Source organism: Streptomyces sp. NPDC003300 (assembly GCF_040610915.1).
GTDB lineage: Bacteria > Actinomycetota > Actinomycetes > Streptomycetales > Streptomycetaceae > Actinacidiphila.
In genome coordinates this window covers 183,883-197,143 of record NZ_JBEXNE010000010.1, presented here as the reverse complement: position 1 = coordinate 197,143, position 13,261 = coordinate 183,883, and the positions used below count along the sequence as shown (strand labels likewise).

At 71.2% G+C, this 13,261-nt stretch carries 13 protein-coding genes; 12 read left to right on the top strand and 1 reads right to left on the bottom strand.

Features of this window, described 5'->3' with window-relative positions:
* Window positions 1-9: 9 nt before the first annotated feature.
* The 5 genes from ABZX65_RS17535 (at window position 10) to ABZX65_RS17515 (ending at window position 5,570) form a co-directional block, all read left to right on the top strand.
* Window positions 10-1,305, top strand: coding sequence for an ABC transporter permease (locus ABZX65_RS17535; protein WP_355340003.1), 1,296 nt, complete (start codon window positions 10-12; stop codon window positions 1,303-1,305).
* 104 nt (window positions 1,306-1,409) lie between these two features.
* The gene (locus ABZX65_RS17530) at window positions 1,410-2,786 is read left to right on the top strand and encodes an ABC transporter permease (protein WP_355340000.1); all 1,377 of its coding nucleotides are present in this window, start codon (window positions 1,410-1,412) and stop codon (window positions 2,784-2,786) included.
* A gap of 6 nt (window positions 2,787-2,792) precedes the next feature.
* Window positions 2,793-3,605 carry an ABC transporter ATP-binding protein gene (locus ABZX65_RS17525; RefSeq protein WP_355339998.1) on the top strand — a complete coding sequence of 271 codons (813 nt, stop codon included), beginning with the start codon at window positions 2,793-2,795 and terminating at the stop codon, window positions 3,603-3,605.
* Between the two features lie 31 nt (window positions 3,606-3,636).
* Entirely contained in the window at window positions 3,637-3,993 is a 357-nt protein-coding gene (locus tag ABZX65_RS17520; protein WP_355339995.1) for an immunity 51 family protein, read from the top strand.
* A gap of 278 nt (window positions 3,994-4,271) precedes the next feature.
* Window positions 4,272-5,570, top strand: a complete 1,299-nt coding sequence (locus ABZX65_RS17515; RefSeq protein WP_355339992.1) for an ArsB/NhaD family transporter — start codon at window positions 4,272-4,274, stop codon at window positions 5,568-5,570.
* A gap of 49 nt (window positions 5,571-5,619) precedes the next feature.
* On the opposite strand, the gene ABZX65_RS17510 is transcribed toward ABZX65_RS17515, so the two are convergent.
* Window positions 5,620-7,713: a cellulose binding domain-containing protein gene (locus ABZX65_RS17510; RefSeq protein ID WP_355339989.1), complete on the bottom strand. Its 2,094-nt coding sequence runs from the start codon at window positions 7,711-7,713 to the stop codon at window positions 5,620-5,622.
* A gap of 158 nt (window positions 7,714-7,871) precedes the next feature.
* Here ABZX65_RS17510 and ABZX65_RS17505 point away from each other — a divergent pair, with 158 nt between their 5' ends.
* The 7 genes from ABZX65_RS17505 to ABZX65_RS17475 all read left to right on the top strand — a co-directional run bounded on the left by ABZX65_RS17505 (window position 7,872) and on the right by ABZX65_RS17475 (window position 13,220).
* Window positions 7,872-8,285, top strand: coding sequence for a hypothetical protein (locus tag ABZX65_RS17505; RefSeq protein WP_355339986.1), 414 nt, complete (start codon window positions 7,872-7,874; stop codon window positions 8,283-8,285).
* Between the two features lie 68 nt (window positions 8,286-8,353).
* Window positions 8,354-8,620, top strand: coding sequence for a GlsB/YeaQ/YmgE family stress response membrane protein (locus ABZX65_RS17500; protein ID WP_355339983.1), 267 nt, complete (start codon window positions 8,354-8,356; stop codon window positions 8,618-8,620).
* A gap of 73 nt (window positions 8,621-8,693) precedes the next feature.
* Window positions 8,694-8,864, top strand: coding sequence for a hydrophobic protein (locus ABZX65_RS17495; RefSeq protein WP_355339981.1), 171 nt, complete (start codon window positions 8,694-8,696; stop codon window positions 8,862-8,864).
* Between the two features lie 79 nt (window positions 8,865-8,943).
* Entirely contained in the window at window positions 8,944-9,144 is a 201-nt protein-coding gene (locus ABZX65_RS17490) for a CsbD family protein (RefSeq protein ID WP_355339978.1), read from the top strand.
* Window positions 9,145-9,623: 479 nt separating this feature from the next.
* Window positions 9,624-10,625 (top strand): hypothetical protein, encoded by a 1,002-nt coding sequence (locus ABZX65_RS17485; RefSeq protein ID WP_355339975.1) that lies wholly within the window; start codon window positions 9,624-9,626, stop codon window positions 10,623-10,625.
* Between the two features lie 250 nt (window positions 10,626-10,875).
* A complete protein-coding gene (locus ABZX65_RS17480; protein ID WP_355339972.1) occupies window positions 10,876-12,558 on the top strand; it encodes an esterase-like activity of phytase family protein in 1,683 nt (560 codons plus the stop codon).
* Window positions 12,559-12,845: 287 nt separating this feature from the next.
* On the top strand, window positions 12,846-13,220 hold the full coding sequence (locus ABZX65_RS17475; RefSeq protein ID WP_355339969.1) for a hypothetical protein: 375 nt from the start codon (window positions 12,846-12,848) through the stop codon (window positions 13,218-13,220).
* Window positions 13,221-13,261 lie beyond the last annotated feature (41 nt).

Below are 13,261 nucleotides of genomic sequence, written 5' to 3'. Positions count from 1 at the left end.
GCTCGGCGCATGAACTTCGTCAAGCGGGCAGCGTTCAGTCTGGTGGCACGGGCGGGGAAGGCCGCGCTGTTGCTGGGCGTGTTCGGGGTGATCTGCACGCTGCTGCTCGGGGGGTTCCTGCTCAGGGGGGCGACGCAGCGACGGGAGGCGGAGACGCAGCGGCGGGTGGGGGTGGACGTCACCGTGCGCGGGGACGGGCTGACCTCGGCGGTGGTCGGGCGGCTGGGGACGTATCCGCTGGTCGAGCGGTACAACGAGCTGCTGCGCGCGGTGACGGTCCCGCCGCCGGGCCTGGCGGCCGTGGTGCCGGAGGGGACCCCGGGCGGCGGCGGCAAGGACGGGCTCACGCTGAACGGCGTCCGCGCGTCGGACACGCTCCTCGACTTCGCCACCGGCCGGGTCCGTGTCGTGGCGGGCCGGGGCATCACCGTGGCGGACGCCCGCCGCAAGGTGATCCTCCTCGAACGGCGGCTGGCCGCGAAGCACGGGCTCGCGGTGGGCGACACCGTCGAGCTGGGCGGCGCGGGCGGGCGGCGGGAGCCGTTCGAGGTCGTGGGGCTCTACCGGGACACGCGCCAGGACCCGCCGCAGTGGACGTCCGCCGCCGACCTGGGCGCGAACCAGGTGTACGTGCCGGTCGCCGCCGTCACCGCGCTGGGGCTCGGGGTGAAGCCCACGGAAGCGGTCTTCACGATCGGTTCGCCCGACCTGGCGGAACGGCTGCACGCGGAGGCGGTACGGCTGCTGGGCCCGAAGGGCTTCCGCTTCGACGTCAACGACAAGCCGTACCGCGACCAGGTGCTGCCGCTGCGGCGGGTCGGGGCGTTCGCGGGGGCGCTGGTCTGGCTGATCGCGCTGTGCGGCGCGGCGATCCTCGGGCTGGTCGTCCTGCTGACGGTCAAGGAGCGGCGGGCCGAACTGGGCATGCTGCTGGCGCTGGGCGAGCGGAAGTGGAAGCTCATCGGCCAGCACACCGTCGAGGTGACCGTGCTGCTCGTGCCCGCGCTCGGGGTGGCCGCGCTGGCCGGGCAGTCCCTCGCGCACCGGGCGGGCGAGACGCTGCTGGCCCGCGAGCAGTACGGCGGCGCCGCGTCCCGCCCCGGCACCGCGTCCCACCCCGGCACCGCGCCCCACGAAGCCGCCGCCCTCGACGACACCCCCGCCGTACCCGACATCCGCATGAGCGCGGGCGACCTCGGCAAGGTCGCCGGAATCGGCCTCGGCATCGCGCTCGTCTCCACGGTCCTGCCCGGCGTCGGAATCCTGCGCATGCACCCCCGCTCGATCCTCACCGACACCGAATAGCCGCACCGCGAAATCCCGACGCCCACGCCCACACCCACGCCCCCGCCCATGCCCACGCCCTCACCCATGCGCACCACCACCGACCCCCCAAGAGGCCGACTGTCATGAACTTCGTCAAACGCGCGGGCCTGAGCCTGTGGTCCCGCAAAGGCAAGACCCTGATCACCCTGGGCACCTTCCTCGTCGTCTCCGCCATGGTGCTCGGCGGCGTCCTCATCAAGTCCGGCACCGCGCGGGCGACAGAAGCCGCCAGGCAGCGGCTCGGCGCCGAGGTCACGCTCGGGGCGGACATGGACGCGCCGTTCACCGGACAGGCACCGACCATCGGCGCGGACGTCGTGGACCGGATCGGCGCGTCCCCGCTGGTGGAGAAGTACACGTACAACTCCTTCGACGGCACACGGCTGTTGAACGGCGCGAGAACCGCCACCGGCAAGCCCCTCGCCCCGGACTACCCCGCGAACTCGACACTCGCCTTCGGTGTCCTGGACTCGACGCTGATGCCGCACTTCAGCGACGGCACCTGGACGTTGCTGTCGGGGCAGCCGATCACGGCGGCCGACCGCGAGGACGACAGCGTCCTCGTCGAGGAGCGCCTGGCGAAGAAGAACGGCCTCGCGCCCGGCGGCACGCTCACGCTCGGCGAGAACGACCCGAATGGCAAGCGCAAGGCCGTCTTCACCGTGAAGGGCGTCTACCGCGACCCGTCCGACACCGTCGACAGCGAGTACGGCATCGCGCCCGGCGACCGGCTGATCGTCCCGGCCGCCGCGCTGAGCAGGCTCAACTCCGACGGCAGCGGCGGAGCGCCGCAACTCCAGGGCGCCACCTTCCGGTTGAAGGACCCGGCGACGTACGACGCCTTCCGCGCGCAGGCGAAGCGGACGGCGGGCGACGCGCTGCACGGCCTCGCCTTCGACCTCAACGACAAGGCGCTGCGGCAGATGACCGGCCCGCTGCGGAGCATCACGTCCTCCGCGACGGCGGCGATGTGGCTGATCGGGGTGGCCGGGGCGCTCGTCCTCGGCCTGCTCGCCACCCTCGCGGTCCGGCAGCGGCAACGGGAGTTCGGCGTGCTGCTCGCGATGGGCGAGAGGAAGTGGAAGCTCGTCGCCCAGCAGGCCGTGGAGATCACCGTGGCCGCCGCGCTCGCCGTCGGGCTCAGCGCGCTGTTCGCCCAGAGCCTGACGCAGAAGGCGGGCGACTCGCTGCTCAGCGGCGAAGCGGCCTCCGCCCAGCGGAAGATCGACGCCTGGCAGCCGCCGCCCCCCGGCTCCACCGGCCTCAAGGAAGGCATCGACATGAACGACAAGCCGGTCGAGGGCGCCGTCCCCATCGACTCGATCACGGTACGGCTGTCGCCGTCCGACCTCGCCACCGTCGCGGGCGTCGGCCTCGGCATCGGCCTGCTCGCCACCGCCGTCCCCGGCGCCGCCGTACTCCGGCTCACCCCGCGCACGATCCTCACGAAGGGCAAGTGACCTCATATGAAACGGAATTCGGGCACCTCACGGACTCCGCGCGAGTCCCGGGACGCCGCTGCGGCGGCAGGCGCGACCCCCGACGCCGCCCCCGAGGCCACCTCCGACGCCACCTCCGCCGCCGTCCCCGCCGCTCCCCCCGTCCTCCAACTCTCCGCCGTCAGCCACACCTACCAGGGCCAGCGGCGCAAGACCACCGTGCTCCGGCAGATCGACGTGTCCTTCGAGCGGGGCACGTTCTCCACCATCCTCGGCCCCTCGGGCAGCGGCAAGACCACCCTGCTCAGCCTGGCCAGCGGCCTGGACAGCCCCACCACGGGCACCGTCCGCTTCGACGGGCGGGACATCGCGTCCATCGGCCTCGGCCGCTACCGCAACAAGCACGCCGCCACGGTCTTCCAGCAGTACAACCTGCTGCCGTACATGACGGCCCTTCAGAACGTCGTCACCGCGATGGAGATCACCGGCGCCCGGCCCGCCACCGGGCGGCGCAAAGCCCGCGCGCTCGACATCCTGGCCGGCGTCGGCCTCGACCCCGACGCCGCGCACCGCAATGTGCTCAAGCTCTCCGGCGGGCAGCAGCAGCGCGTCGCCATCGCCCGGGCCCTGGCCTGCGACGTCGACATCCTCTTCGCCGACGAACCCACGGGCAACCTCGATGAGGACACCGCCGACAGCATCATCGACATCTTCCGCGACCTGGCGCACATCCAGCACAAGTGCGTCATCGTCGTGACCCACAGCCAGACCCTCGCCGCCCGCTCCGACCGCACCCTCACCCTCCGGAAGGGCAAAGTCACGACGACGCGGGCCGCCTGAGCTTGTCAGTGGCTCCCTATAGCGTCAGCCCATGACCGAAACCTCGACGCTGGACCCGCTCACGTTCTTCGAGTACGACCACGACCCGGGCAACTACTGCCTGCTGCTCAGCGACACCGACATGGTCCCCTTCATGGACGTCTTCGAGGAGTGCGAGCAGTACGGCAGCGGCTACGGCTGGACGGGCGTCGCCCGCTCGGCCATCCGCTCCCGCGCGCCCGAACTCCTCGACCGCGTCTCCTTCGACCCCGAAGCGGGCATGTTCGTCGCCTACGGCACGGACCCCGAAGCGCTCCAGGCCCTGGGCGCCCTGCTCAAGGAGGCCCTGACCGACAAGGCGGTCCTCAAGCACCTGATAGAGACGGGCGAACCGGCCTGGTTCGACTGAACTCGGCCGCCGCGGGGCCCCGTTCCCCCGCCGACCGTCCACGCCCACCGCCCACCGCCCACCGCCCTCCGCCCTCCGCCCTCCGCCCGTGACGGACCCCCGAACCCCCGGACCCCCGGAATCACCGCATCCGCGTCAAGAAGTCGTATGAGACGTGTAAATTGGTCGCTGGTGTGCCGGGAAGTCTGGTCGGCGAATACGAGAGAACTCTCTTCGCTGATCGGGGGCACCGTCCGTGGTAATCGTGACGTGGACGCGGGCGGAACACGCGGTGCCGGATGAGTGACTGGCACGCGTGGGCGGCCGTCGCCGTCTTCTTCGGGACCTACGCGCTCATCATCAGCGAACGCGTCCACCGGGTCGCTGCGGCGCTCGGCGGCGCCGGACTGATGCTCGCGATCGGCGCGACCGACGACGTGTCCGCCTTCTACTCCGAAGACTCCGGCATCGACTGGAACGTCATCTTCCTGCTGCTGGGCATGATGATGATCGTCGGCGTGCTCAAGCGCACCGGCCTCTTCGAGTACCTGGCGATCTGGTCGGTGAAGCGGGCGCGGGCCAAGCCGTTCCGCGTGATGGTGATGCTCATCGTCGTCACCGCCACCGCCTCCGCGCTGCTGGACAACGTGACGACGGTGCTGCTCGTCGCGCCCGTCACCCTGCTGGTCTGCGAACGCCTCGCCCTGCCGTCCGCGCCGTTCCTGATCGCGGAGGTCTTCGCCGCGAACATCGGCGGGGTCGCGACGCTCGTCGGCGACCCGCCCAACATCATCATCGCCAGCCGCGCGGGCCTGACCTTCAACGACTTCCTCGTCCATCTGGCGCCGCTGGCCGTGGTGTTGGTGCTCGTGCTGATCGGCCTGTCACGCGTGATGTTCCGCTCGGCGTTCGACGGGGACGCCGACCGTGCGCTGGCGGTCATGGCGCTGGACGAGCGCGAGGCGATACGCGACCCGCGGATGCTCCGGCAGGGCCTGGCCGTACTCGCGCTCGTCATCGCCGGTTTCGTCCTGCACCCGGTGCTGCACCTCGAACCGAGCGTCGTGGCCCTGCTCGGCGCGGGACTGCTCGTCGCGGTGTCCCGGGCGAACACCGGCGAGGTGCTGACCGAGGTCGAGTGGCCCACCCTCGCCTTCTTCGCCGGGCTGTTCGTCATGATCGGCGGCCTGATCGACACCGGCGTCATCGGCCAGGTCTCCGACGCCCTCGCCAACGCCGTCGGCGAGCGGGAACTCGGCGGCTCCATGCTGATGCTCGGCGCGTCCGCCGTCCTGTCCGGCGTCGTCGACAACATCCCGTACGTCGCCACGATGGCGCCCGTCGCCGCCGACCTCGTCCGTCACCTGGGCGGCGACCCCGACCACGTCATGTGGTGGGCGCTGACCCTCGGCGCCGACCTCGGCGGCAATGCCACCGCGATCGGCGCCTCGGCCAACGTCGTCGTGCTCGGCATCGCCGAACGCGCCCGACAGCCCATCTCCTTCTGGCAGTTCACCCGCTACGGCCTCGTCGTCACCGCCGCCACCGTCGCCGTATCGGCCCTCTATCTGTGGCTGCGCTACTTCGCGCTGGCGTGACCGCAAGCCGTAGCGGAAGCCGTAGCGGAAGCCGTACGGGACCGGGAGCTCACGTCGTCGTGCAGACCGTGCCGTTGAGGGTGAAGACGGTCGGCGGGGGCGCCGCGCCGTCGTTGGCCCCGGTGAAGCCGAAGGAGGCGGAGTTGCCGCCGTTGGCGGCGAGCGTCGCGTTCCAGTCGACCGGAGTGGCCACGACCTGCCTGCCGTTCTGCGTGACCTTGGAGTTCCAGAAGCCGGACACGGACTCGCCCGCGCTGGGGAAGGCGAAGGCGAGCGTCCAGCCGGTGATCGGGCTCGGGCCGGTGTTGGTGACGGTCACCTCGGCGTTGAAGCCGTTGCCCCAGCCCGCGGTGGTGCGGTAGCCGACCTGGCAGGTCGAGTGCGCGGGGGTGCCGGTGCGTACGGTCACCGGGTCGGACGGCGGCGACAGGCGGCCGTTGGCGTCCCGCGCCAGGACGTTCCAGGTGAAGGTCGTACCGGGCGTGAGGTTGTGGACGGTCGCGGAGGTGCCCGTGCTGTCGGCCAGCAGCTCGCTGACCGTGCCGACCTGCCGGTAGACCTCGTAACGGGTCACCGCGCCGCCGGTCGACGGCGTCCAGCTCACGGTGGCGGTGGTGTCCCCGGCCGCGGTCACCTTCGGCGCGCCGGGCGCGGTCAGGGCCGAGCCCGTACCGGCCTTGGGGTGCAGGGTGACGGTGGTCAACGAGTAGGGCGGCAGCGTCTGTTGGGCGCTGTAGGCCGACGTGACGGTGTCGATCGCGGCGGCCTGGTCGCGGTAGGTGTCCACGGTCACCCCTGCCGACGTGTCGGGGGTGAAGCCGGTGTAGTGCAGGGCCACGGTCCGCGCCGCCGACGGGTCCTTGTTGATCAGCAGCACGCTCAGGTCGCCGTTCGCGCGGCGCACGGCGTGTGCCGCGACCGTCGCGGCACCGCTGCCCGCGCCGACCATCCGGTCCCCCGGCCGCCCGAGCCGGCTCAGCATCTGGATCGCGTAGTACGGCGGGAACGGCGTGTTGAGCGCGGGCTCGCACACCGTGCCGACGCAGTTGGCGCTGGACAGCACTCCCCAATCGCCGTAATCGGTCGCGCCGTTGGGCGACGTCGAGATCTGCTGGGCGCCGTTGTGCGTGTCCCACCAGTCGACGGTGAACACCCCGTTCTGGAGGGCGGTCAGATACGCGTCGGCGCCGAACAGCGCGTTCGGCTGCGTGTCCACGTCCCGGCCGCCGTTGACCTCGGTGAGCGCGATGGGGGTGTCGCCCGCCCCCGCCGCGGTCAACTGGTCCTTCAACTGGCCGAGTTCACCGGCGAGCTGCGAGGGCGTGTTCAGCATCTGCGCGGCGTCCGACGTGCTCGGATACCAGTGGACGATCACGAAGTCGGCCTTGCCCGCGATCAGCGGGATGACCGTGTGGTTCCAGTCGGCGCTCTCGCCGTCGGCCATCACGCCGTCCGGCCAGTTGCCCGGCATGGTCAGCACCGCGCCGACCTTCACCGTCGGGTCCACAGCCTTCATCGCCGACACGTACTGGAGCACGTTGTTCGCGTACGCGGCGGGCGACTTGTCGGCGTGGTCGTCCTGCTCCCAGCCGGAGCCGTAATGCCCGTTCCCGTACAGCTCGTTGCCCACCTCCCAGAACTTCGCGCCGTACCCCTTGGTGACGTTGGCGTACCGCACCCAGTCCGCGGCCTCCTGCGGTGTGCCGGAGCCGTAGTTGGCGATGAGCATCGGCTGGGCGCCGATCTTCTTGACCGTGCCCATGAACGCGTCGAAGTCCGTGCCGGGCGCCACGTATCCGCCGGGCGCGGTGTTCGTCCGCCAGTGGTAGATGTCGCCGTACGAGCCGCCGGGGTAGCGCAGCATTCCGACGTCGGCGGCCTGGAGCAGGTCCTGGACCTGCGGCTCGTTCATCTGCGCGTCCCACACGGCGCTGTTGAGGCCGTACGCCGTGCCGGGGATCGTCCCCAGGCCCTCGTTGGCGTTGACGGTGACGTCCGCGGGCGCCGCGGGCGGGTCGTCGGCCCGCGCGGTGGCGCCGCCGAGCAGCAGTGTGCCGAGGAGCGCGGCGGCGGAGGCCGCGGCCACGAGCGGGCGGCGGCGCCCGCGTAAGGGCTGGGGGCCGGGGGGCATGACAAGACGCACGGCGTACTCACCTTCGGGAGGCGGGATGTGGGGGGGTCGTGCCGCGTACGCGTGGGAGCGCTCCCACAATGCGGGCGACCGCCTCCACTGTCAATGGTTCGCACGCCCCACCCCGTCCGGGGCGGTGGCCGGGCGCGACGCGGGTCGCGCGGCGGTTCATGCACGCGGGGAATTTCGTCTCGCACGGCGACCGGCGCGTCGAGCACCTCAGCGACGACGGCACCGTCCGCGCCACGGACGCCTTCGCGCCGGGCGAGGCGCCCGTCACCCTCCACGGCTACGCCCCCCGCAAGCCCGCCGTGGCCGCCACCACCGGCTCCGTCGGCGCCGTCGGCTCCGTCGGCTACGACACCGGCACCGAGCTCTTCCGCTTCACCGCCACCGCCGACCCCGGCGCGTCGGGCGGCAACCGCGCGGTGCTCTCCGTCACGGCTCTCCATCACGGCTCTCCATCACGCCCTCATTCCCGGGGACCGGCCCGCGCGGACAACACGTATTCAGCGGGGCCGACCGACCGGTCGGTCCCGCTCTCGCGTCCGCGCGCGAGATCTTCCGTGGGTACGCATGTTTGAAAGGCGCGGGCCGGTAAAGGCGGTTGTCGACAGGGACTTTCCGGGGGACAGAAGGGGAAGAGGGCGTCGTGGGAATTCTCGCATGGATCATCATCGGATTGCTGGCCGGGGCTATCGCCAAGGCACTGATGCCGGGGCGCGACCCGGGCGGTGTCATCGTGACGATGGTCATCGGCATTCTCGGAGGACTGCTCGGCGGCTGGCTGGGCAAGGTCATCTTCCACGTCCACTCGATCAAGGGCTTCTTCCATCTGTCCACATGGATCGCGGCCATCGTCGGCTCGCTGATCCTGCTGGTGATCTACCGCGTCGTGACGGATCGACGCCGCGCCTGAGCCCCAGGCGCTCGCGGCCCGCTGATTGGCCGCTGAATCCGGGGGCAGAAGACACTTCAGGAGGTTGATCGTCATGGCAGCGTTGCTCATCGTTCTTCTACTGGCGCTGGTTCTCATCGGCGCAGGCTTCGCCGTGAAACTGCTTTTGTGGATCGGTATCGTGGTACTGGTCCTGTGGGCGCTGGGATTCCTGCTGCGCTCGACCGGCCCGAGCGGCACTCGTGGCCGCTGGTACCGCTGGTAAACGGCCAGGAAGCCAAGCGAAACAGGAAAAGCACCCAGAAAAAACGGCACGGCACAGAGCCAGGAAAGAGGAATTCATCATGAGCGACAGCGACAAGGCGAAGGCCAAGGTCGACCAGGTGAAGGGCAAGGCCAAGGAGACCGTCGGTCACGCCGTCGGCAACGAGAGCCTTGAGGCCGAGGGCCGTGCCGACCAGGCCAAGGGCGATGTCCGTCAGGCCGGCGAGAAGGTCAAGGACGCCGCCAAGGACGTCTTCCACAGCAACAAGAGCGACGACTGAGGGCTGAAGCCCCCGCCTCGCCCCTCGCGCCCCCCAGGAGGATCACCTCCCGGGGGGCGCGCGTGTGTCCGCGTGCACCCGTCCGCGTACACCCGCGTACACCCGTCCACGTACACCCGTCCGTGTACGCCCACCCGGGTGGTCTCCGTACGCGCGCGGGCGGGTCGGCGCACATCCCCCTCGCGGCTCCCCCGCGCACCCTTCCGCGCGCACTCCCTCGATTGGCCCCGCGCACGCTCCTTCGCACGGCGCACGGTCACGGCCCGTAGCCCCACACGCACCACCAGCCACTCACATTCGGCTGAAGATGCCATGGACACGACACTCCAGCGGAGTTAGCGTGGCACCCGCTCACGTTTCGGCGACGTTACGCAGGCGCAGTTGGACAACGTTGTCGAGGCGGGATTCGGGTCGATTCCGGCACCACCGGCCCCACCACGCACTCCCCCCTTCCCCCAAAAGGACTTGGAGTTGTCGCTATGAAGCGATCGGCTGCTCTCCTCGGCGCGTTAGCACTCGCCGCGACCGCCTGGACGGCGGGCACGGCGCACGCCGCGCCGGCCTCGCCCGCGGGCGTCCGTCAGACGTCCGTCTCCGCCGCGCAGCAGAGCGCGGCGGAGCGTTTCTGGACACCCGAGCGCCTGCGCGGCGCGAAGGACGTGACCGATCTGCCCGCCGCCACGGGCACGGCCGCCGCCCGTACGACGGGGGCGCCCGCCGCCTCGGGTTCCCGCGTGGCGGTCCCGCCGGTCGCGGGGCCGCGCACGACGGCGGGCGGCCGGGTCACCCCGATGTCCTCGCCCACCGCGTGGAACGGCGGCGGCCTGATCGACACGACCGCGGGCAAGGTGTTCTTCCAGAACTCCTCGGGCGGCACCTTCGCCTGTTCCGCGACCGTCGCCAACGCCGACAACAAGTCGGTGGTCCTCACCGCGGGCCACTGCATCGTCAACGCGGGCACCGGCGAGTCCTACCAGAACTGGGTCTTCATCCCCGGCTACAACCACGGCAACCGCCCGTTCGGCACCTTCTCCGCCCGCCTCCTGTACTGGTGGTCCGGCTATGTCTCGACGGCGGGCAACGCCAACTGGGACTTCGCCTACGCGGTGGTGAACACCGTCAACGGCCGTTCGCTGGTGGACACCGTGGGCGCCGAGGGCATCGCCTTCAACTCGCCGACCGGCCAGCACGTGCACTCCTTCGGCTACGGCGGCTCGGACGCCGAGGGCAACGGCGAGCAGCTCAACCACTGCGAGGGCACGGAGTATCCGGACGCCGGGCGCGGCGACTCCACGATGTGGGGCATCGACTGCGTGCAGACCGGCGGCTCCAGCGGCGGCGGTTTCCTGTCCAACTTCGACACGGGCGCGGGCACGGGGTACCTGGTCGGCAACATCAGCGTCAGCTCGGGCAACAACGAGTACCACCCGTACCTGGGCGACGAGGCCCTGACGACGTATCAGGCGGCGGGCGCGGCGTGACACTGCCGCGGCACGGTCCCCGCGCGGCCTGACGCCGGGGCGGCCTGACGCTGGGGCGGCCTGACGCCAGGGCGGTCTGTCTCTGGTACCGCCTGACGCGGGCGCGGCCCGGCACGGAAGTGGCTCCTGATGTGCGGGCGTTCGCGCCGGGCGGGGACCTCCCGTCCGGCGCGAGCGCGCACCGAGGCGTGAACCCGGCATTCACCTGACGTCGGCGCGCAGTTCACCGGTGACCGACAGGTTCAGGACCATGACATCACGCACTTCAGGACGCTTCTCCCGCAAGCGCACCCGGATCGTCGTCGCGATCGGCGCCACGCTCGTCGTGGTGGGTACGGGCACGGCCGCCGCCCACACCGCGGGCTGGATCTCGGCCCCCTCGCACGACTTCGGCGCGACCGCCGACACCTTCTCCGGCCACGGCGAGGTCACCGGCAATGTGCTGCGGAACGACGTCGGCGCGACCGCGGTCGTACGGCACACGGACCCGAAGGACGGTACGGCGACGGTCGACGCGGACGGCTCGTTCACGTACACCCCGCGTCCCGGCTTCACGGGCACGGACACCTTCACGTACACGACGACCGACGCCGTGCGGCTCTTCAAGGACACGCGGCGCGACGGGTCGGCGCTGCCGCCGCTCGCCACGGTCGCGGGGCCCGGCGGCACGACCACGCGCATCTCCGGTGAGGGCTACGGCTCCTCGCTCGCGCCGGTGCCGGGCAGGCCCGGGCACTTCTACGGCCTGACCGACCGCGGTCCGAACGCCGACGCCCCCGACGGCAACAAGTCCGAGATGCTGCTCGACTTCACGCCGCAGATCGGTGAGTTCCAGCTCGTGGACGGCAAGGCGAAGCTCCTCAAGCAGGTCACGCTGAAGGGCCCGAAGAGCCGGGGCGGCGTCCCCTACAGCGGGCGTCCGCCGCACGACACGAGCGAGACGATCGACGACGTCAACGCGACGAACGCCAACGGCGGCAAGCCCGTTCCCGTCGCCAGGGACCCGTACGGCTACGACTCCGAGGGCCTGGTCGCGCTGCGCGACGGCACCTTCTGGGTCTCCGACGAGTACGGCCCGTACATCACCCACTTCGACGCCGACGGCTACGAGTTGGGGCGGCTGACCCCGTACCGCGACAGTGCCGACAACGCCTTCCACAAGATCGTCGGCTACCTGCCGGCCGAACTCGCGTACCGCGTCAAGAACAAGGGCATGGAGGGGCTGACGGTCACGCCGGACGGCTCGACGCTGGTGGGCGTCATGCAGTCCGCGCTCCAGCAGCCCGACCTCGGCGGTACCAAGGCCGGGAATGTGGCGGCGACCCGGATCATCACCGTCGACCTCCGTAACTACAAGGCCAAGCAGTACCTCTACCTGCTCGACAACCCGGCGACGACCGGCGCCGCGAACAGCGAGATCACCGCGCTGTCGAACACCACGTTCCTCGTCGACGAACGGGACGGCAACTACGAGCCGTTCGCCTCCAAGACGCTCTTCCAGGTCGACATCAACGGGGCCACCGACGTCAGCGGCCTGACCCTCGGCGGCAAGTCCCCCGAGGCGCTGGTCGGTACGGGCGGCACCAACGCGGCCCTCACCGCGCTCACGGCCGCGGGCGTCAACGTCGCCCAGAAGCAGCCCTATCTCAACGTCGGCACCCTGGTCAGCCAACTCGACCCCACCGGTGCCTTCTTCGCCCACGACAAGGTCGAGGGCGTCGCCACCGCCGACGCCGGGCGGACCCTCTACCTCTCCAACGACGACGACTTCGGCATCGACACCATCGCCGTGGACCCGGACGGCACCTGGACCGTCCACCAGAAGGTCCTCCCGCCCACGTCCGAGCCCGACAACGGCGAGATCCTGAAGGTCGACACCACCAAGCTCCCCGCGGTCCTCAAGACCGTGACGGTGACCGTCCGCGTGCGCTGACCCGCACCGGCATACGCCCATACGCCCATACGCCCTCGGGCCGCCCGCTCGGGCAGAGCGGACGGCCCGGCGGCCCGGCGGTCGGACGAACGGCTGGCGGTCGGCGGTCGGCGGTCGGCGGTCGGCGGTCGGCGGTCGGACGAACGGCCCAAGCGGAGCCCGGCGTTCTCCCTTGGCCGAATGGGATGTGCCGATACGATGACGGTCCGTGAGGCAGCCGGGGTCGGTGGGGGGCGGGCGGGGTGGATCCGTTGGTGTTGGCGGCGGGAACGACGCTGGTGAGTGCGATGGCCAGTGACGCCTGGGAGGACGCGCGGGCGACCGCGCTGGCGCTGTGGCGGCGCGTGCATCCCGAGCGAGTGGCCACCGTGGAGGCCGAGTTGGCCGAGGTCCGGACGGATGTGCTGGCCGCGCGGGACAGCGGGGACGCCGAGACGGAGACGCAGCTCGCCGCGGACTGGCAACGCAGATTGCAGCGCATGCTGGACGCGGACCCGGCGCTGGCCGCCGAACTGCGCCGCGTGCTGGACGAGTTGAGCCCGGCCGCAGCGCCGACGACGCCCGGGACGACGGTCATCCAGCGCGCCACCGTCTCCGGCCGCGGCAACCGCGTCTTCCAGGCGGGCGGCAGCATCCACCTCACCGATGCCCCCGACGCCTGACCCGGCCGGACCGGCCGGCACTCCCGCCGCCGGCGGCCGAG